17 protein-coding genes are annotated in these 19,334 nt (G+C 71.0%); 5 read left to right on the top strand and 12 right to left on the bottom strand.

The window, feature by feature from the left end; all coding sequences use genetic code 11:
- Nucleotides 1–151: 151 nt before the first annotated feature.
- The 12 genes from IE153_RS21540 to IE153_RS21485 all read right to left on the bottom strand — a co-directional run bounded on the left by IE153_RS21540 (nucleotide 152) and on the right by IE153_RS21485 (nucleotide 12,198).
- Nucleotides 152–544, bottom strand: a complete 393-nt coding sequence (locus tag IE153_RS21540) for a YccF domain-containing protein (protein WP_189591496.1) — start codon at nucleotides 542–544, stop codon at nucleotides 152–154.
- Entirely contained in the window at nucleotides 541–1,404 is an 864-nt protein-coding gene (gene htpX / locus IE153_RS21535; protein ID WP_030839782.1) for a zinc metalloprotease HtpX, read from the bottom strand. Before htpX ends, IE153_RS21540 begins: the two co-directional genes overlap by 4 nt.
- A gap of 326 nt (nucleotides 1,405–1,730) precedes the next feature.
- Nucleotides 1,731–3,254 (bottom strand): NADH-quinone oxidoreductase subunit N, encoded by a 1,524-nt coding sequence (locus IE153_RS21530; protein WP_189591495.1) that lies wholly within the window; start codon nucleotides 3,252–3,254, stop codon nucleotides 1,731–1,733.
- On the bottom strand, nucleotides 3,251–4,825 hold the full coding sequence (locus IE153_RS21525; protein ID WP_189591494.1) for a complex I subunit 4 family protein: 1,575 nt from the start codon (nucleotides 4,823–4,825) through the stop codon (nucleotides 3,251–3,253). Before IE153_RS21525 ends, IE153_RS21530 begins: the two co-directional genes overlap by 4 nt.
- A gap of 6 nt (nucleotides 4,826–4,831) precedes the next feature.
- Complete coding sequence (locus tag IE153_RS21520; protein ID WP_189591493.1) at nucleotides 4,832–6,826, bottom strand: NADH-quinone oxidoreductase subunit 5 family protein; 1,995 nt, start codon at nucleotides 6,824–6,826, stop codon at nucleotides 4,832–4,834.
- A complete protein-coding gene (gene nuoK, locus IE153_RS21515) occupies nucleotides 6,823–7,221 on the bottom strand; it encodes an NADH-quinone oxidoreductase subunit NuoK (protein WP_031108322.1) in 399 nt (132 codons plus the stop codon). The genes IE153_RS21520 and nuoK overlap by 4 nt, the downstream gene beginning before the upstream one ends.
- The gene (locus IE153_RS21510; protein WP_189591492.1) at nucleotides 7,221–7,901 is read right to left on the bottom strand and encodes an NADH-quinone oxidoreductase subunit J family protein; all 681 of its coding nucleotides are present in this window, start codon (nucleotides 7,899–7,901) and stop codon (nucleotides 7,221–7,223) included. The genes nuoK and IE153_RS21510 overlap by 1 nt, the downstream gene beginning before the upstream one ends.
- Entirely contained in the window at nucleotides 7,898–8,683 is a 786-nt protein-coding gene (locus IE153_RS21505; RefSeq protein WP_189591491.1) for a NuoI/complex I 23 kDa subunit family protein, read from the bottom strand. Before IE153_RS21505 ends, IE153_RS21510 begins: the two co-directional genes overlap by 4 nt.
- Nucleotides 8,684–8,685: 2 nt before the next feature.
- Nucleotides 8,686–9,654: a complex I subunit 1/NuoH family protein gene (locus tag IE153_RS21500; RefSeq protein WP_030839798.1), complete on the bottom strand. Its 969-nt coding sequence runs from the start codon at nucleotides 9,652–9,654 to the stop codon at nucleotides 8,686–8,688.
- Complete coding sequence (locus IE153_RS21495) at nucleotides 9,651–11,165, bottom strand: NADH-quinone oxidoreductase subunit C (protein ID WP_189591490.1); 1,515 nt, start codon at nucleotides 11,163–11,165, stop codon at nucleotides 9,651–9,653. Before IE153_RS21495 ends, IE153_RS21500 begins: the two co-directional genes overlap by 4 nt.
- Nucleotides 11,162–11,800, bottom strand: a complete 639-nt coding sequence (locus IE153_RS21490; protein ID WP_189591489.1) for an NADH-quinone oxidoreductase subunit B — start codon at nucleotides 11,798–11,800, stop codon at nucleotides 11,162–11,164. The genes IE153_RS21495 and IE153_RS21490 overlap by 4 nt, the downstream gene beginning before the upstream one ends.
- Complete coding sequence (locus IE153_RS21485; protein ID WP_030234112.1) at nucleotides 11,791–12,198, bottom strand: NADH-quinone oxidoreductase subunit A; 408 nt, start codon at nucleotides 12,196–12,198, stop codon at nucleotides 11,791–11,793. The genes IE153_RS21490 and IE153_RS21485 overlap by 10 nt, the downstream gene beginning before the upstream one ends.
- Before the next feature lie 223 nt (nucleotides 12,199–12,421).
- Between IE153_RS21485 and IE153_RS21480 the strand changes: the two genes are divergently transcribed.
- The 5 genes from IE153_RS21480 (at nucleotide 12,422) to IE153_RS21460 (ending at nucleotide 19,311) form a co-directional block, all read left to right on the top strand.
- Entirely contained in the window at nucleotides 12,422–13,630 is a 1,209-nt protein-coding gene (locus IE153_RS21480) for a sensor histidine kinase (protein WP_189591488.1), read from the top strand.
- Nucleotides 13,631–13,796: 166 nt separating this feature from the next.
- Nucleotides 13,797–15,158: a sensor histidine kinase gene (locus IE153_RS21475; protein WP_189591487.1), complete on the top strand. Its 1,362-nt coding sequence runs from the start codon at nucleotides 13,797–13,799 to the stop codon at nucleotides 15,156–15,158.
- Nucleotides 15,159–15,386: 228 nt separating this feature from the next.
- A complete protein-coding gene (locus IE153_RS21470) occupies nucleotides 15,387–16,058 on the top strand; it encodes a response regulator transcription factor (protein ID WP_189591486.1) in 672 nt (223 codons plus the stop codon).
- A 213-nt stretch (nucleotides 16,059–16,271) separates the two neighbouring features.
- On the top strand, nucleotides 16,272–18,239 hold the full coding sequence (locus IE153_RS21465; RefSeq protein WP_189591485.1) for a 2-oxoacid:acceptor oxidoreductase subunit alpha: 1,968 nt from the start codon (nucleotides 16,272–16,274) through the stop codon (nucleotides 18,237–18,239).
- Entirely contained in the window at nucleotides 18,232–19,311 is a 1,080-nt protein-coding gene (locus IE153_RS21460) for a 2-oxoacid:ferredoxin oxidoreductase subunit beta (RefSeq protein WP_189591484.1), read from the top strand. Before IE153_RS21465 ends, IE153_RS21460 begins: the two co-directional genes overlap by 8 nt.
- Nucleotides 19,312–19,334: the final 23 nt, after the last annotated feature.

Below are 19,334 nucleotides of genomic sequence, written 5' to 3'. Positions count from 1 at the left end.
TTGTGGGTCTTGGCCGTCATACGGGTCGGCAACTGCTCGGTTGCGGTCATGGGTTCATCATGCGGGTCGCCGCCGACAACCGGGCGGGCCTGTGGATAACCCCGGGCCTGTGGAAAGTGGGGACGTCGTCGACGGGCCTGCGGCCCTTCCGTCAGCGCACCGCGAACGGCTCGTCCGACCGCACGATGTCGCGGCCGAGCGGGAGCAACGAGACGGGGATGAGCTTGAAGTTGGCGATGCCCAACGGGATGCCGATGATGGTGACGCACAGGGCGATGCCGGTGGCGATGTGGCCGAGGGCGAGCCACCAGCCCGCGAGGACCAGCCACAGCACGTTGCCCACGCAGGACGGCGCGCCCGCGTCACGTCGCTCGATCGTCGTGTACCCGAAGGGCCACAGGGCGTAGACGCCGATGCGGAAGGCCGCGATACCGAACGGGATGCCGATGATCGTGATGCAGAGCAGCAGTCCCGCGAGCATGTAGGCGAGGAACAGCCAGAAGCCGCTCAGGACGAGCCATATGACGTTGAGTATGGTCCTCACTGGTTCCCACCTGCCATCTTCTCGAGCCGGGCGATGCGTTCCGCCATCGGCGGGTGTGTGGAGAACATCTTCGAGAGGCCCTGACCGGGCCGAAACGGGTTGGCGATCATCATGTGGCTGGCGGTCTCGATGCGCGGCTCGGGCGGCAGCGGGAGCTGTTTCGTGCCCAGTTCGAGCTTGCGCAGAGCGCTGGCGAGGGCGAGCGGGTCGCCGGTGAGCTGGGCGCCGGAGGCGTCCGCCTGGTATTCCCGGGAGCGGCTGATGGCCAGTTGGATGAGCGAGGCGGCAAGCGGGCCCAAGATCATGATCAGCAGCATGCCGAGCAGGCCGGGGCCGTCATCGTCGTCCGAGCGTCCGATGGGGATCAGCCAGGCGAAGTTGACCAGGAACATGATGACGGAGGCGAGGGCGCCTGCGACGGACGAGATGAGGATGTCCCGGTTGTAGACGTGGCTGAGTTCGTGGCCGATGACGCCGCGCAGCTCGCGCTCGTCCAGCAGGCGCAGGATGCCGTCGGTGCAGCACACGGCGGCATTGCGCGGGTTGCGCCCCGTGGCGAAGGCGTTGGGTGCCTCCGTCGGGGAGATGTACAGGCGCGGCATGGGCTGGCGGGCCTGGGTGGAGAGCTCGCGGACCATGCGGTAGAGCGCCGGGGCCTCGAACTCGCTCACCGGACGGGCTCGCATGGCGCGCAGTGCCAGCTTGTCGCTGTTCCAGTACGCGTAGGCGTTGGTGGCCAGTGCTACCAGAACGGCGATGACGAGCCCCATGCGGCCGAAGAAGCTGCCGATGACGATGATGAGTGCGGACAGTCCTCCCAGGAGGATCGCTGTCCTGAGCCCGTTGTGCCGGCGGTGCACGGTACGCCCTCCTAGTGGTGCGGCAGGGGACCCTCGCTTGCTGTGTCTGCGGTGCCACTGGTGCCGCGTCTCACGTCCAGTGGACCTTCCCGTACTGGTCAACGCCAGGCGGGAGGCTCTAGTTCCCTGGCGCGTGCGGCGGCGGGTGTGGACCGTCCGGGTGACGGCGCCGGGCAGCGGCACGCGCGCGTGAGGGCGAGTGCCCCACGCGCGCGGTGTTAGCGGCCGGTTTTCGAAGAGCCCGGTCTGTTGCAGAGGGCCCGGTGCCGGGCTGTTGCAGGAAGACCGGTGTCGGTCTGTTTCGGAAGAGCCCGGCGTCGGACTGTTCAGAAGAGCCCGGTGTCGGTGAAGCGCAGGACCAGCTGGGGTGCGCCGGACAGGGCGATGCCGAGGACGCCGGTCAGGGCGATCGCGGCGGTGACCGGGCCGGGAACGCGGTGCTTCTCGGGTTCACCCTCAGGGGCGCGGAAGAGCAGGGCCGTCCACTGGAGGTAGTAGAAGAGCGCGATGACGACGTTGACGGCCATGACCACGGCCAGCCAGCCGAGGCCGGCGTCGACGGCCGCCGAGAAGACGGTGACCTTGGCGAAGAGGCCGATGATGCCCGGCGGCAGCCCTGCGAGGCACAGGAGGAAGAACGCCAGGAGCAGCGCGGACAAGGGGCTGGAGGCGTACAGGCCGCGGTAGTCGGCGACCCGGTTGAGGACCTTCGTCCTGCCGACGAGCGCGGCCACGGCGAAGGCGCCGAGGTTCACGGCGCCGTACATCAGGGCGTAGGCGACGGTGGAGCCGATCGACTTCTCGGCGTCCCCGGAGTACGCGGCGGCGGCGATCGGCACCAGGAGGTAGCCGGCCTGGCCGACGGAGGACCAGGCGAGCAGGCGTACCGCGCTGTACGCGCGCGTGGCCTGCTGGCGCAGGGCTCCGGCGTTGCCCACGGTCATGGTGAGCGCGGCCAGGACCGCCAGTGCGGGGCCCCACACGTCGGCGTACGACGGGAGGGCCACGACGGTGACGAGGATCAGGCCGCTGAAGCCGACCGCTTTGCCGATGACCGACAGGTAGGCCGCGATCGGCAGGGGCGCGCCCACATAGGTGTCGGGCACCCAGAAGTGGAAGGGCACGGCGGCCGTCTTGAAGGCGAATCCGACGAGGGTGAGGACGACTCCGGTCTGGGCGAGCGTGTGGAACTGCCCGTCGACGTCCTGGATACGGTCGGCGACCTGGGTGAGGTACAGGGTCCCCGTGGTGGCGTACACGAAGCTGATGCCCATCAGGCTGACCGCTGTCGCGGTGACCGAGGACAGGAAGAACTTCAGCGCCGCCTCGGAGGACTTCCGGTCGCCGTACTTGAGGCCGACCAGCGCGAAGGCGGGCAGGGACGCGACCTCCAGGGCGACGATCAGGGTCGCGAGGTCGCGGGAGGCGGGCAGGAGGGCGGCGCCGGCCGCGGAGGACAGCAGCAGGAACCAGTACTCGCCTTCGGGGAGCTCCCTGCGGGCGTCCTTCAGGGCGGTGACCGACAGGAGGGCGGCGAGGAGGGCGCCACCGAGGACCAGGAACTGGATGACCAGGGTGAAGCGGTCGGCCGTGTAGCTGCATGCGGCGGCGTCGCCGGTCAGGCAGAAGGTGCTGCGGTCGCCGTCCAGGAGGGGCAGGAGCATCGCCGTGGCGGCGGCCAGGCCCGCCACCGACGTCCAGCCGAGCAGTGCCTTGCGGTGCTCGGCTACGAACAGGTCGGCGACCAGGACGGCGAGTCCGACGACCGCCACGATGGTGGGCGGGGCGATCGCGAGCCAGTCGACGGACTGGACCAGCGAGGCGGCCAGGGGCTGGGCCGGGGAGCTCATCGGGTGCCTCCTGCGAGGAGCTGCTGGACGGCCGGGTCGCTCAGGCCGAGGAGTGCCTTGGGCCACAGGCCCGCGACGACGGTGAGGGCGACGAGCGGGGTCCACGCCGCGAACTCGTAGGAGCGCACGTCGGTGAGTTTCGGGGCGTCCTGGGGCAGGGCGCCCATGCAGACGCGGCGGACCACGATCAGCAGGTACGCGGCCGTCAGCAGGGTGCCGAACGCGCCGATCGCCATGAAGGTGAGGAAGGCGGGGCGGCTGAGTCCCTCCGCCGGCTGGAACGCGCCGAACAGGGCCAGCATCTCGCCCCAGAAGCCGGCCAGCCCGGGCAGGCCCAGCGAGGCGACGGCGGCGAAGGCGAGCAGGCCTCCGAGGCGCGGCGCCTTGCCGTAGAGGGCGGCTCCGGTCTCCTCGGCGAGGGTGTCGAGGTCGGTGGTGCCGGTGCGGTCCTTCAGGGCGCCGACCAGGAAGAAGAGCAGGCCGGTGATGAGGCCGTGGGCGATGTTGGCGAACAGGGCGCCGTTCACGCCGGTCGGGGTCATCGTGGCGATGCCGAGCAGGACGAAGCCCATGTGGCCGACGGAGGAGTAGGCGATGAGGCGCTTGAGGTCGCCCTTCGCACCCTGCTTGGCGAGGGCCAGGCAGGCCAGCGATCCGTAGATGATGCCGACGACGGCCAGGGCGGCGAGGTAGGGCGCGAAGGTGCGGAACCCGTCCGGTGCGATGGGCAGCAGGATCCGGACGAATCCGTACGTGCCCATCTTCAGCAGGACGCCGGCCAGGAGGACCGAGCCGACGGTCGGCGCTGCGGTGTGGGCGTCGGGCAGCCAGCTGTGCAACGGCCACATCGGCGTCTTCACAGCGAGCCCGATGCCGATCGACAGAACGGCGATGACCTGCACGGATGTGGTCAGCGACCGGCCGTTGTCAGTGGCGAGTGCCACCATGTCGAACGTGCCCGCCTTGATTCCGATCAGGAGCAGGCCGAGCAGCATGACCACGGAGCCGAGCAGCGTGTACAGGATGAATCGCCAGGCGGCCTGGCTCCGGCCCTCACCACCCCAGCGGGCGATGAGGAAGTACATCGGGATGAGGACCATCTCGAACGCGAGGAAGAACAGCACCAGGTCGAGGACGGCGAAGGTGGCGAGCGTGCCGGACTCGAGCACGAGCAGCAGGGCGACGAAAGCCTTCGGAGTCGGCCCCGCGGGCATCTTGAAGTACGAGTAGAGCGCGCAGAGGAAGGTCAGCAGCGCGGTCAGGACCAGGAGGGGGAGGGAGATGCCGTCGATGCCGAGGTGGATGCGCACGTCGAGTGCGGGGATCCAGCTGATGTCCGTGCCGGCCTGCATTTTCGACGGCTGGTCGTGGTCGAAGCCGAGCGCGAGGACGATCGCCGCGATGAGGACCGCGCCGGTGACGGTGACGCCGTGCCGGAGCACGGCCTGCTCGGGTGACTTCCCCTTCAGTCCGGGTGGGGCCGGCAGGAGAGCGGCGGCCGCGCCGAGGAGCGGCCCGGCGACGACGAACGCCAGAAGGAACTGCATCACGGACTCGTTGATATCGATCACGCCTGCTCACGCTCCCGTGGTGGCGAGGACGACGGCGACCGCGAGGACGACGGTGCCGGCGAGCAGCGCGCTCACATAGGTCTGGACGTTGCCGGTCTGGGCGCGTCGTACGGCGGCGCCGAGCCAGCGGGGCAGCGCACCCGCGCCGCGGACGTAGGTCTCGACGACCTCGCGGTCGAGGAACCGGACGAGGCTCGCTCCGGCCTGGACCGGCCGGACGAAGAAGGCCGTGTACACGGCGTCCAGGTGGAAGCCGGCCGCGGCGTGCCGGTGCAGAGGGCCGAGCAGCAGCCGTCCCGGGTCGGCGGGGTCCGGCGCGTAGGCGATGTCCCCGTAGGCCGGCTCGTGCGTGGCGATGGCCTCCGCCTCGACCAGGCCGGCGTCGCCCTCCGGGTGGGCGGCTACCGCACCGAGCGGGACACGGGCGGTGAGCGCGCTGGTGTGCCGCCAAGCGGCGTAGGTGACGATGGCGCCGACCAGGGCCACGCCCGTGCCGAGCACGGAGGTGGTCAGGGTCGGGCCGAGGTCGCGGCCGTCGAACCAGTCGGGCAGCAGGCGGAACGCGAACCCGCCCAGGGCCAAGGAGGGGATGGCCAGCACCCACAGCACGACGGTCATCGTCAGCGGCTGCCGGCCGTGGTCGGGGGCTTCGATGCCCCGGCCCCGGAAGGCCAGCAGCCACAGGCGCATCGCGTAGGCGGCGGTGAGCACGGCCGCGACGAGACCGGCGACGAGGACGATCCAGCCCGCCGCGGCGGGGGCGTGCTCGGTGTGGCCGGTGACGACGTGCTCGGCGACGCCGAGGACGGCCTCCTTGGAGAAGAAGCCGCTGAACGGCGGGATCGCGGCGAGCGCGAGCAGCGCCACGGTCATCGTCCAGTAGGCGTCGGGGACGCGGTCGCGCAGGTTCCGCATGCGGGACATGGCGGCGAGTGAGTTGGTCCCGGCGGCGTGGATGATCACGCCGGCCGCGAGGAACAGCAGCGCCTTGAAGGCGCCGTGGGACAGGAGGTGGAAGACGGCGGCCCCGCGGTCGCCGACGGCGAGGGCGCCGGTCATGTAGCCGAGCTGGCCGATCGTCGAGTAGGCGAGGACGCGCTTGATGTCGTCCTGGGCGAGCGCGGCGAGTGCCGAGCCGGTCATCGTCACGGCGGCCATGACGGCGAGGACGACCATCGCGGCTTGGGAGGCCTCGAAGACCGGAAGGAGCCGGGCGATGAAGTAGACACCGGCGGCGACCATCGTCGCGGCATGGATCAGCGCGGACACGGGGGTCGGGCCCGCCATCGCGTCGGGGAGCCAGGTATGCAGCGGGAACTGCGCCGACTTGCCCGCCACACCGGCGAGGAGCAGCAGGGCGATCAGCGTCGGGTGGTCGAGTCCGCCGGTCGCGACGGTGCCGAGGATCCGGGTGATGCGGAACGAACCGGCATCGGTGGCGAGGGCGAACAGGCCGATGAGGAAGGGGACGTCGCCGAGCTTGGTCACCAGGAAGGCCTTGAGGGAGGCGGCGCGGGCCTCCGGGGTCTCCCAGTAGTGGCCGACCAGGAAGTAGGAGCAGATGCCCATGACTTCCCAGCCGACGAGCAGCACGATCAGGTCGCCGGAGTAGACGACCAGGAACATCGCGGAGGTGAACAGGGAGACGAGGGCGGCGTAGGAGGGGTAGCGCGGGTCGTCGCGCAGATAGCCCGTCGAGTAGATCTGCACGCAGGAGGCGACCAGGCCGACCAGGACGGCGACGAGCGCGGCGAAGCCGTCGATGTGCAGGGCGAGCTCGATCGGCACCGAGCCGGTGGGGGTGAGTTCCGTGGCCGAGTCGACGGCCGCTCCGCCCCCCTGACGTACGGCGACCAGTGCGGCGAGCACCAGGGAGGTGAGCGTCGGCAGGACGGCGAGCGGGCGGACGAAGCCGGGTGCCGTGCGGCCGAGGAGCAGGCCGGCGACGGCGCCGAGGAACGGAAGGAGGGGGACGAGGACGGCGAGGGTGGTCGTGGTCACGCGGTGGCCTCAGCCTTCTGGGCCTCGTCGGACTGCCCGGCCGTGCGGGCGTCGTGGTCGGGGTCGTCGGGGTCGTGCCGCTCGGAGGTGTCGCGGAGTTTGTCGATGTCCGCGGTGCCGCGGTTGCGGTGGACGGCGAGGACGATCGCCAGGCCGATGCCGATCTCGGCTGCGGCGATGGCGATGGTGAACAGCGTGAGGGCCTGGCCGGAGTGGAGGGTCTCCTCGGCGGTCCTGCTGAGCCAGACGTCGAAGGCGACCAGGTTGAGGTTGACGGCGTTGAGCATCAGCTCGACCGACATCAGGACCAGGATCGCGTTGCGGCGGGCGAGGACGCCGTACAGGCCCGTGCAGAAGAGGAGCGCGGAGAGCACGGCGGGATAGGCGAGGTGCATCAGCGGGCACCTTCCTGCTCAGAACTCCCCGAACTTTCTGTTACCGCATGGGAACTCTCGGTGAGAGCCTGGGCGTTCATGGGAGGAGAGCTCGAATCCGCCTTCGCCTTGCGGGACAGGACGATCGCGCCGACCAGGGCGGCGAGGAGGAGGACGGAGAGGGCCTCGAAGGGCAGGACCCAGTTCTGGAAGAGGCTGGCGCCGGTGGCCTCGGTGGAGCCGGCGGCGGGGCCGTCCAGGTCGATCCAGGTCGTGCGGAACGCGTCGACGACGACCCAGACCAGGGCGGCGGCCGCGGCGACGGCCACGGTGAGGGCGGCCCAGCGGTTGCCGGAGTCGGCGTCCGGGGAGCGGCCGATGGGGGCTCTGGTGAGCATCAGACCGAACAGAAGGAGGACGACGACGGAACCGACATAGATGAGGACCTGCACCCACGCGATGAACTCGGCGGTGAGCAGGAGGTACTCGACGGCGAGGCCGCCGAGGGTGACCACCAGCCACAGGGCGGCGTGCACCAGCTGCCGGGTGGTGACGGTGACGAGCGCGGCACCGAAGGTCACCAGGCCGACCAGGAGGAAGGCGATCTCTACACCGGTCGGGGAGAGGAAGCCGTGCGTTCCGGCCGCGGCACCGGGGGCCGGGCCCGTCGCGAGAAGCGCGGCGCTTATGGCGAGGGTCATTCCGAGCCCTCCTGCCCAGGCTTCGGCTGATCGGGCTTCGGCTGATCGGGCTTCGGTTGATCGGGCGTCGAGTCGCCCGGCTTCGGCTGGTCCGGCGTGGAGTCGCCCGACTTCAGGTGGCCCGGCGCCGAGTCACCCGGCTTCGGGCGGTCCGGGTTCGGCTGGTCGGTCTGCTGCTTGGAGTCGCCCTGCGGCCGGGTGGGCTGCTCGGCGGCGCGGGCCTGCTCGTCGGCGTGGGGTTCGGTGGCCGGCGGGGCCTGCTGGGCGGCGAGTTTGTCGGCGGTCTTGCGGGCGGTGGCGAGTTCCTTCGGTTCCTCCGCGCCGGGGTCGAGGGCCGGCGGGGCCGGGACGGTCCACATCCACTCGCGGAGCTTGTCGCGCTCGTGGGTGAGGTCGCGGATGTCGGTCTCGGCGTACTCGAACTCGGGGGACCAGAACAGGGCGTCGAAAGGACAGACCTCGATGCAGATACCGCAGTACATGCACAGGGAGAAGTCGATGGCGAAGCGATCGAGGACGTTGCGGCTGCGCTCGCGGCCACCCGGGGTCGCCGCCGGGACCGTCTCCTTGTGGGAGTCGATGTAGATGCACCAGTCGGGACACTCGCGGGCGCACAGCATGCAGACCGTGCAGTTCTCCTCGAACAGGCCGATCACACCGCGGGTGCGGGGCGGGAGGTCGGGCTGGGCGTCCGGGTACTGCGCGGTGACGGACTTTTTCGTCATCGTGCGGAGGGTGACGGCCAGGCCCTTGGCGAGGCCACTGCCGGGAATGGGGGCCATGGTTACTGGATCACCACCTTGACGATGCCGGTGAGGGCGATCTGGGCGAGAGAGAGGGGGACGAGGAGGGTCCAGGCCAGCTTCTGGAGCTGGTCCTCGCGCAGGCGCGGGTAGGTGACGCGCAGCCAGATCACGAGGAAGGCGAGGACGGCGGTCTTCAGCAGGGTCCAGACCCAGCCGAGTCCGTCGGCACCCCAGGGGCCGTGCCAGCCGCCCAGGAACAGGACGGTGGTGAGGCCGCACAGGACGACGATTCCGGCGTACTCGGCGAGGAGGAAGAGAGCGAAGCGGAGGCCGGTGTACTCCGTGTACGCGCCGAAGATGATCTCCGAGTCGGCGACGGGCATGTCGAAGGGCGGGCGCTGGAGCTCGGCGAGGCCGGCCACGAAGAAGACGATCGCGCCGACGATCTGCCAGGGCAGCCACCACCACTCGAAGGCGTCGAGGATGCCGGGGAGGGAGACGGTGCCGGCCGCCATCGCCACCGAGGCGGCGGTCAGCAGCATCGGCAGCTCGTAGGCGAGGAGCTGGGCGGCGGTGCGCAGGCCTCCGAGGAGGGAGAACTTGTTCGCGGACGCCCAGCCGGCCATGAGCGAACCGAGCACGCCGACGCCCATGACGGCCAGGACGAAGAAGACACCCGCGTCGATGACCTGACCGACGGCGCCCTCACCGGGGCCGATGGGAATGGCGAGCAGGACGAGGAGGTAGGGCAGGAGGGCGACGGCTGGGGCGAGTTGGAAGATGCGTCGGTCGGCGCCCGCGGGGACGACGTCCTCCTTCTGCGCGAACTTCACGCCGTCGGCGATCAGCTGGGCCCAGCCGTGGAAGCCGCCGGCGTACATGGGGCCGAGGCGGCCCTGCATGTGGGCCATCACCTTGTGTTCGGTCTGACCGATGACCAGAGGGAGGGTGAGGAAGACGACGAAGACGACCAGGAGTCGCAGGGCGACGTCGAGCACGTCGTTCACTGCGGGCCTCCTGCGGGGTCCTCGGGGTTGGCTGGGTTCTCGGGGTTCTCGGGATTCTCGGGCTTGCTCAGGTTGGCGGCGGGCTTCACGCCGTCGTCCGTGGGCTGCGGCTCCGTCGCCGAGTCCTGGGCGTCCGCGGCGTCCTTGGAGTCCGGGCTCTCAGGTGGGCCCGAGGACTCCGCTGGCGCCGGGCTCTCGGGCGTACTCGACGACTGTTCGTCGAAGGCCGGGCGGGCGTGGTGCCAGGGGGCGTCGGAGGTCGGGGATGCGGAGCCTGGCGTCGAGGACCCGGGGCCGGTAGCCGGGGACGCGGAGCCGCCGGTAGCCGGGGACGCGGAGCCGGGCTCGGGGGATGCGGAGCCGCCGCGCTGCTGACTCGCCGACCCCTGCGACGCCGAGCGGTTGCGCCGGGGACCCGCAGAAGCCGGAGGGGTCGACTCACCTGGCGTGGACTGGCTCGCCGAGCCCTCGGCGGCAGAGCGCGTCCGACGCGGACCAGCCGAAGCCCTCGCCCCGCCAGCCGGAGTCCCGCCGCCCGAAGCCCCCGCCCCACCGGTCGGCGTCTCCGCCCCGCCGGTCGACGTCTCCGCACCGGCCGCGGACTGGCTCGCCGAGCCCTCGGCGGCAGAGCGCGTCCGACGCGGACCAGCCGAAGCCCTCGCCCCGCCAGCCGGAGTCCCGCCGCCCGAAGCCCCCGCGTCGCCGGTCGGCGTCACCGCACCACCGGCCGAAGCCCCCGCGTCGCCGGTCGGCGTCACCGCACCACCGGCCGAAGCCCCCGCCCCACCGGTCGGCGTCTCCGCACCGGCCGCGGACTGGCTTGCCGAGCCCTCCGACACCGAGCGGGCGCGCCGTACCGGGCGTTCCCCCGCGGGGCGGGCTGCGCCTCGGGTGGGGCGGTCGCCCGCTGTGCGGCCCGCGCCTCGGGTGGGGGCGGGAGGGAGTTGGCCCTTGAGGGGTCCCCATTCGTTGGGGTCGGGGACGCCGGGTGGGAGCATTTGGCGGCGCTTGGGGCCGCCGTGTTCCGACTCGCCCGGTTCCTTCGCGCCGGGCCAGGCCTTGGCGACGCGGGCGGCCAGGACGAAGTCCTTGCGCAGGGGGTGGCCTTCGAAGTTCTCGGGCAGGAGGAGGTGGTCCAGCGCCGGGTGGCCTTCGAAGGTGACGCCGAACATCTCGTGCGTCTCGCGTTCGTGCCAGGCGGCACCCGCGTAGACACCGACGGCGGTGGGCAGGGCGGGAGCCTCGTGCGGGACCGTCGTACGGAGAAGGAGGCGTCGCAGGGGGGACAGGGCCGCGACGTGGGCGGTGACGCGGAAGCCCGTGCCCGGTTCATCGACCGCGCTCAGCCAGTCGAAGTAGGTGCAGCCGAGACGGTCGCGGGCGGTCTCCAGAGCGGTGATCCAGGCGGCCGGGGGGACGTCGACGGTCAGGACGTCGTAGGACGCCTCGGCCGTGGCGTCCGGGCCGAAGAGCTCCTCGGCGTCGGCGGGCAGCCAGCCGACCGCGGTCATCGTCCCTCCCCCGGCGTCGAGTCGGAGCCCGGGTCGGAGCCCGGCGCGGGGGCCGGGGGCTGCACGAGACCGCTCTGCAGCGCGGCGGCCGAGGGGCGCCCGGCCTCGCTGCCGTAGCGCTCCCCCAGCGACTCGCGGGCGATCTTCTCCTGGAGCTTGAGGATGCCCTGGAGCAGCGCCTCGGGCCGGGGCGGGCAGCCGGGGACGTAGACGTCGACGGGGATGATCTGGTCGACGCCCTTGGTGACGGAGTAGGAGTCCCAGTAGGGGCCGCCGCAGTTGCTGCACGCGCCGAAGGAGATGACGTACTTCGGCTCGGGCATCTGCTCGTAGAGGCGCTTGACGGCCGGGGCCATCTTGTCCGTGACGGTGCCGGAGACGACCATCAGGTCGGCCTGGCGCGGGCCCGGGGCGAACGGGATGACGCCGAGACGGATGAAGTCGTGGCGTGCCATCGACGCGGCGATGAACTCGATCGCGCAGCAGGCGAGGCCGAAGTTGAAGACCCAGAGCGAGTAGCGGCGGCCCCAGTTGAGGATGACCTTCATCGGCTCGGGGGCGAGGCGGGCCAGGGCACCCAGCCGCTTGGGCTCGGGCAGCAGGACAGGCTCGGACACCGAGGGGTTCACGTCCATGCCAGGACGCCCTTCTTGTATGCGTAGAGCAGGCCGACGGCCAGGAAGCCGAGGAAGATGAACATCTCGACCAGGGTCGCCGCGCCGTAGCCGGGGGCGGCGAAGACGGTCGCCCAGGGGAACAGGAAGATCGAGTCGACGGCGAAGATCACGTAGAGGAAGGCGTAGACGTAGTAGCGGACCTGGGTGTGGGCCCAGCCCTCGCCGACGGGGTCGACGCCGCACTCGTACGTCAGGAGCTTCTCGGGGGTGGGGACCACGGGCCGCAGCAGGCGGCCGGCCCCGAACGCGACGGCGACGAACAGCACACCGACGACGGCTAGCAGTCCGACGACCGAGTAGGACTGGAAGTAGTCCGCCGCGACGACGGTCGTGGTGACGACGGTCGGTTCCGGCACGTCCGTCCCTCGCTCCCTGAAACTCGGACCTGGATCCTGCGACGATGCTGCGGCTCACGGGGCGCCGCCGTTCGACGATCTGTACGCACGGGAGTCTAGGCCCTGATAAAGGCAGGGTAAGCAGCCCGTCACGGGCCCGGCACGCGAGGGTGGGGTTTTCCTCAGTTGATCCTGGCGGTCCACCTCATGGCGCCGCCGCCCGCCGCCGGGCACGCTAACGCATATGACCCAACGCATTCCGTCCCCGGGGACGACGGCGGCCCGGGGGGCCGCCGGGCAGGACGACCGTCCGCCGCCGGCCCGGCTCGCCTACGACCGGCACACCTGGAAGGAAATCGCGCACCTGCTGGCCAACCTTCCGGTCGCGCTGCTCGGTTTCACCTATGTCGTGACGGTGTTCTCCACCGGCTTCGGGCTGACCGTCACGGTGATCGGGTTCCCGCTCCTCGCGGCCGGACTCGTGGGGGCGCGGCAGTTGGGCAGGCTGGAGCGGGCGCGGGCCCGGGCGCTGCTCGGGGTGCGGATCGAGGAGCCGAGCCGGCTGCGGATGCGGGGCGGGGGCGGCTTCGTCCAGCGGTTGTGGATGCAGCTGAAGGACCCGGTGGGCTGGCGTACGGCGCTGTACGAGTTCATCCGGCTGCCGTGGGGGGTGCTGACCTTCACGGTCACGCTGGCCTCGTTGTTCGTGCTGTGGCCGGTGCTGCCGTTCGTCGCGCGGGGACTGACCAACGCCGACCGGGCCATGGTGCGGGCGCTGCTGTCGCCCTCCGACGAGCTGGAGCGGCGGATCGCCGAGCTGGAGTCGGACCGGGGGGTCGTGGTGGACACCGCCGCGGCGGACCTGCGGCGCATCGAGCGGGATCTGCACGACGGGGCGCAGGCACGGCTGGTGAATCTGGCCATGGGGCTGGGCCTGGCCAAGGAGAAGGTGCTGGAGGATCCCGACGCCGCGGCGGCGATGGTCGAGGAGGCGCACGGCGAGGTGAAGCTGGCGCTCCAGGAGTTGCGGGATCTGGCGCGCGGCATCCATCCGGCGGTCCTGACCGACCGCGGTCTGGACGCGGCCCTGTCCTCGGTCGCCTCGCGCTGCACGGTCCCGGTGAAGGTGACGGTCGATCTGCCGGAGCGGCCTGCCGCGGCCATCGAGGGCATCGCCTACTTCACCGTCTCGGAGCTGCTGCAGAACGTCAGCAAGCACAGCCGGGCGAGGTCGGCCTCGGTGGATGTGTGGCGGACCGACACCCGACTGCTCATTCAGGTGTGGGACGACGGGCAAGGGGGCGCGAGCCTCGACGGCGGTACGGGGATGAAGGGCCTGGCGGACCGGCTGGACGCCGTCGACGGGCTGTTCGTCCTGGAGTCGCCCGAGGGCGGCCCGACGACGGTCACGGCGGAACTGCCGTGGCGTGACCGGTCCGGGGCCGCGGGATAAGAGCCCGGGGAGAGGGGCCCCGGGGAGAGGGCCCCGGGATAGGAGCCCCGGGGTAGGGAAAACCCCCCGTCCAAGACGCCGACGGACTCCATGGTCCGCCGACCTGCGGCGGAGCAGGGTGGAGGTACGGGAGCACAGCCGCGGGACGAGGAGAAGGACGACGCCGATGGCCACGGAGTACGGACAGGGATACGGGCTCGACAGCGGGTCGGGCTTCCCGGGGAGCACCGAACGGCGGCACCGGCTGCCGGCCGTGCTGCGGGCGCCGGTCGAGGGCCGCACCTGGCTGGAGCTCACCCATGTGCTGCTCAGCCTGCCGATCAGCATCCTGCTGTTCACCTACGCGGTCACGATGGCGTCGCTGGGCGCGGGACTGCTGGTCACGTTCCTCGGCGTGCCGGTGCTGGCGGCGGCGCTCGCCGGGTGCCGGGGCTTCGGGGCGCTGGAGCGGGCGCGGGCGCGGGGGCTGCTGGGCCTGGAGGTGGCCGAGCCGGAGCCGCTGCGGATGAGGAAACCGGGCGCGATGGCGTGGATGGGGGCCGTCCTCAAGAGCGGCGCCTCGTGGCGGGCGCTGCTGTACGCGGTGCTGCACCTGCCCTGGGCGGTGTTCTCGTTCGTGGTGGCCGTGAACGTGTGGGCGCTGGGCTGGGCGCTGCTGACGTATCCGCTGTGGTTCTGGGTGTTCCCGGTGTACGCGGGGCAGGACGGGGTGCAGCTGTACGGCGACGAGGCGCACCGGATCTACCTGGACAACCCGTTCGAGATCACGGTGACCGCGCTGGTGGGGCTGCTGTTCACGATCGCCACGCCGTGGATCGTGCGGGCGCTGACGATGGTGGACCGGCTGATGGTGCACGGGCTGCTCGGGCCGTCGCGGCTGGTCTCGCGGGTGGTGGAGCTGGAGTCGGACCGGGGGGTCGTGGTGGACACGGCCGCGGCCGACCTGCGGCGCATCGAGCGGGATCTGCACGACGGGGCGCAGGCCCGGCTGGTGGCGCTGGCCATGGACCTGGGTCTGGCGAAGGAGAAGCTCCAGGAGGACCCGCGGGCGGCCGCGCGGATGGTGGACGAGGCGCACGGCGAGGTGAAGACGGCGCTGCAGGAGCTGCGGGACCTGGCCCGGGGGATCCATCCGGCGGTGCTGACGGACCGGGGGCTGGACGCGGCGCTGTCGGCGGTGGCGTCGCGGTGCACGGTGCCGGTGCAGGTCGAGGTCGACCTGGCGGAGCGGCCGGCGCCGGCGATCGAGGGGATCGCGTACTTCACGGTGTCGGAGCTGCTGCAGAACGTCAGCAAGCACGCGCGGGCGACGTGGGCGGGCGTCGAGGTGTGGCGGACGGAGAACCGGCTGATGCTGCAGGTCGTGGACAACGGCGTGGGCGGGGCCGACGTCTCACAGGGGTCCGGTCTCGCCGGGCTGGCGGACCGGCTCGACGCGGTGGACGGGATCCTGGTGGTGGACTCGCCGACGGGCGGGCCGACCCGGGTGACCGCCGAGCTGCCGTGGCGGGGAGCGCACGTGCGGTGACCGTCGCGGGGGCTCGGCCCCCGCGAGCCGTGACAGGGCCGGGGGCGGTCGCCCCTGGCCCCTCATCTTTCCCTCACCACCCGATCACCACCCGATCGGCCAGTCAAGAAGCCGGTCCCGCCCCCATGCACCCCCCGACCCTGAAATGCTGGACCCGTCGCACGGGTGGGCGCGGAGCCGTTGTGGGCTTGCGGACGGGCGGCATCGGGCTGTGGGGGGCCGGACATCGTGGAGGACAGGGTGCGGGTGGTCATCGCCGAGGATTCGGTGCTGCTCAGAGAGGGCCTGACCCGGTTGTTGACCGACCGCGGGCACGAGGTGGTCGCCGGTGTGGGTGACGGCGAGGCTCTGATCAAGACCATCACGGAGCTGGACGTGCAGGGCGAGCTGCCGGACGTGGTCGTGGCGGACGTACGGATGCCGCCGACTCACACGGACGAGGGAGTGCGGGCGGCGGTGCAGCTGCGCAAGGCGCACCCGGGACTCGGGGTGCTGGTGCTGTCGCAGTACGTGGAGGAGCGCTACGCCACGGAGCTGCTCGCCGGGTCGAGCCGGGGGGTCGGCTATCTGCTGAAGGACCGGGTGGCCGAGGTACGGGAGTTCGTGGACGCGGTGGTGCGGGTGGCCGAGGGCGGTACGGCGCTCGACCCGGAGGTGGTCGCGCAGTTGCTGGGCCGCAGCCGTAAGCAGGACGTGCTGGCGGGGCTCACCCCCAGGGAGCGTGAGGTGCTGGGGCTGATGGCCGAGGGGCGGACGAACTCGGCGGTCGCGCGGCAGCTCGTGGTCAGCGACGGGGCGGTCGAGAAGCACGTCAGCAACATCTTCCTGAAGCTGGGGCTCTCCCCGAGCGAGGGCGACCACCGCAGGGTGCTGGCCGTGCTGACCTACCTCAACTCCTGATGCACCTCGACTCCTGATGCGCCTCGACTCCTGATTCACCCCGGTGTGAGGCTCACGGAAATTCCGGACAAGTCAGGGCGCGCCATCATCCCAAAGTCGTGTCCAAGATGCGAATGACCCGAAGAAGGCGACCCTTGCGGTCGTAGGGTTGATCCCGGGAGGGCCTGCGGGAAGGCCTGTCCCGGACAGCGTCCTCGAGGGAGGTCCAGTTCAGTGACCAGCCAGGTCAGTAGCCCAGCGGAGCAGGCCGACGGAGCAGTCGTAGGAGAGCAGCGCAAAGCGGCGGGCGCGAAGGACGTCCGTCGCCTCGACCGGGTGATCATCAGGTTCGCGGGGGACTCGGGTGACGGTATGCAGCTCACCGGTGACCGTTTCACCTCGGAGACCGCGTCGTTCGGCAACGACCTGTCGACCCTGCCGAACTTCCCGGCCGAGATCAGGGCGCCCGCGGGAACCCTGCCGGGTGTGTCGTCCTTCCAGTTGCACTTCGCCGACCACGACATCCTCACCCCCGGTGACGCGCCGAACGTGCTGGTGGCGATGAATCCGGCCGCGCTGAAGGCGAACATCGGCGACCTGCCGCGCGGCGCCGAGGTGATCGTCAACACGGACGAGTTCACCAAGCGGGCGATGCAGAAGGTCGGCTACGAGACGTCCCCGCTGGAGGACGGGTCGCTGGACGGCTACCACCTGCACCCCGTGCCGCTGACCACGCTCACGGTCGAGGCGCTGAAGGAGTTCGACCTCAGCCGCAAGGAGGCCGAGCGCAGCAAGAACATGTTCGCGCTGGGCCTGCTGAGCTGGATGTACCACCGCCCCACCGAGGGCACGGAGAAGTTCCTGAAGTCGAAGTTCGCGAAGAAGCCCGACATCGCGGCGGCCAACATCGCCGCGTTCCGGGCCGGCTGGAACTTCGGCGAGACGACGGAGGACTTCGCCGTCTCCTACGAGGTCGCCCCCGCGGCCACGGCGTTCCCGCCGGGTGTCTACCGCAACATCTCCGGCAACCTCGCCCTGTCGTACGGGCTGGTCGCGGCGAGCCGGCAGGCGGATCTGCCGCTGTACCTGGGGTCGTACCCGATCACTCCGGCGTCGGACATCCTGCACGAGCTGAGCAAACACAAGAACTTCGGCGTGCGGACCTTCCAGGCGGAGGACGAGATCGCAGGCATCGGGGCCGCGCTGGGCGCGGCCTTCGGTGGTTCGCTGGCCGTGACCACGACGAGCGGTCCGGGTGTGGCGCTGAAGTCGGAGACGATCGGTCTCGCGGTCTCCCTGGAGCTGCCGCTGCTGGTCGTGGACATCCAGCGCGGCGGCCCGTCGACGGGTCTGCCCACCAAGACCGAGCAGGCGGACCTGCTCCAGGCGATGTACGGGCGCAACGGCGAGGCGCCGGTTCCTGTGGTCGCGCCGCGCACCCCGGCGGACTGCTTCGACGCCGCGCTGGAAGCGGCGCGGATCGCCCTGACGTACCGCACGCCGGTGTTCCTGCTGTCCGACGGCTACCTGGCCAACGGCTCCGAGCCCTGGCGGATCCCCGACATCGAGGAGCTGCCGGACCTGCGGGTGCAGTTCGCGCAGGGGCCGAACCACACGCTCGACGACGGCTCCGAGGTGTTCTGGCCGTACAAGCGGGACCCGCAGACGCTGGCCCGCCCGTGGGCGATCCCGGGCACGCCGGGTCTGGAGCACCGGATCGGCGGCATCGAGAAGCAGGACGGCACGGGCAACATCTCCTACGACCCGGCCAACCACGACTTCATGGTGCGCACCCGGCAGGCGAAGATCGACGGCATCGACGTCCCGGACGTCGAGGTGGACGACCCCTCCCCAAGCTCTCACCTTCGTTCGAGCAGCGGAGGCCCCAACGAGGCCAGGACGCTGGTGCTGGGCTGGGGCTCGACGTACGGGCCGATCACGGCGGCGGTGCGGCGGCTGCGCAGGGCCGGGGAGTCCATCGCGCAGGCGCACCTGCGCCATCTCAACCCCTTCCCGCGGAATCTGGGCTCCGTGCTGGAGCGTTACGACAAGGTGGTGATCCCCGAGATGAACCTCGGGCAGCTCGCCACGCTCATCCGGGCGAAGTACCTGGTCGACGCCCACTCGTACACCCAGGTCAACGGCATGCCGTTCAAGGCGGAGCAGCTCGCCGCGGCTCTGAAGGAGGCCATCGATGGCTGAGACGTCCACGCACGGCACGGGCACCATCGAGGCACTTTCTCTCGTCCCCAAGGCCGAGGGAAAGCAGTCGATGAAGGACTTCAAGTCCGATCAGGAAGTGCGCTGGTGCCCCGGCTGCGGCGACTACGCCATCCTCGCGGCGGTGCAGGGCTTCATGCCCGAGCTGGGGCTGGCGAAGGAGAACATCGTCTTCGTCTCGGGCATCGGCTGCTCCTCCCGCTTCCCGTACTACATGAACACGTACGGGATGCACTCCATCCACGGCCGCGCCCCCGCCATCGCCACGGGTCTGGCGAGCTCCCGCCGGGATCTGTCGGTGTGGGTCGTCACCGGTGACGGCGACGCGCTGTCCATCGGCGGCAACCACCTGATCCACGCGCTGCGCCGCAACGTCAACCTCAAGATCCTGCTGTTCAACAACCGGATCTACGGTCTGACCAAGGGCCAGTACTCGCCGACCTCCGAGGTCGGGAAGATCACGAAGTCGACGCCGATGGGCTCGCTGGACGCGCCGTTCAACCCGGTGTCGCTGGCGATCGGCGCGGAGGCGTCGTTCGTGGCGCGGACGGTGGACTCCGACCGCAAGCACCTGACGGAGGTGCTGCGCCAGGCCGCCGCCCACCAGGGCACCGCGCTGATCGAGATCTACCAGAACTGCAACATCTTCAACGACGGCGCCTTCGACGCCCTGAAGGACAAGCAGCAGGCCGAGGAGGCCGTGATCCGGCTGGAGCACGGCAAGCCCATCCGGTTCGGCGCCGACCAGGCCAAGGGCGTGGTCCGGGATCCGCTGACCGGTGATCTGAAGGTGGTCGCGGTGACGTCGGACAACGAGGACCAGGTGCTCGTCCACGATGCGCACGCGCCGTCCCCGACCACGGCGTTCGCGCTGTCGCGCCTGGCCGACCCGGACACCCTGCACCACACGCCGATCGGTGTCCTGCGCTCGGTCGAGCGGCCCGTCTACGACACGCAGATGGCCGACCAGCTCGACACCGCGATCGAGCAGCACGGCAAGGGCGACCTGGGCGCGCTGCTGGCGGGCGGCGACACCTGGACGGTCGTCGGCTGACCCTGCCGAAGGGAACCCCCGGG

It is taken from the genome of Streptomyces massasporeus (assembly GCF_014648995.1).
In the GTDB taxonomy this organism is placed as follows: Bacteria; Actinomycetota; Actinomycetes; order Streptomycetales; family Streptomycetaceae; genus Streptomyces; species Streptomyces massasporeus.
The sequence above is the reverse complement of the archived record's forward strand: the minus strand, read 5'-3'. Positions and strand labels throughout refer to the sequence as shown.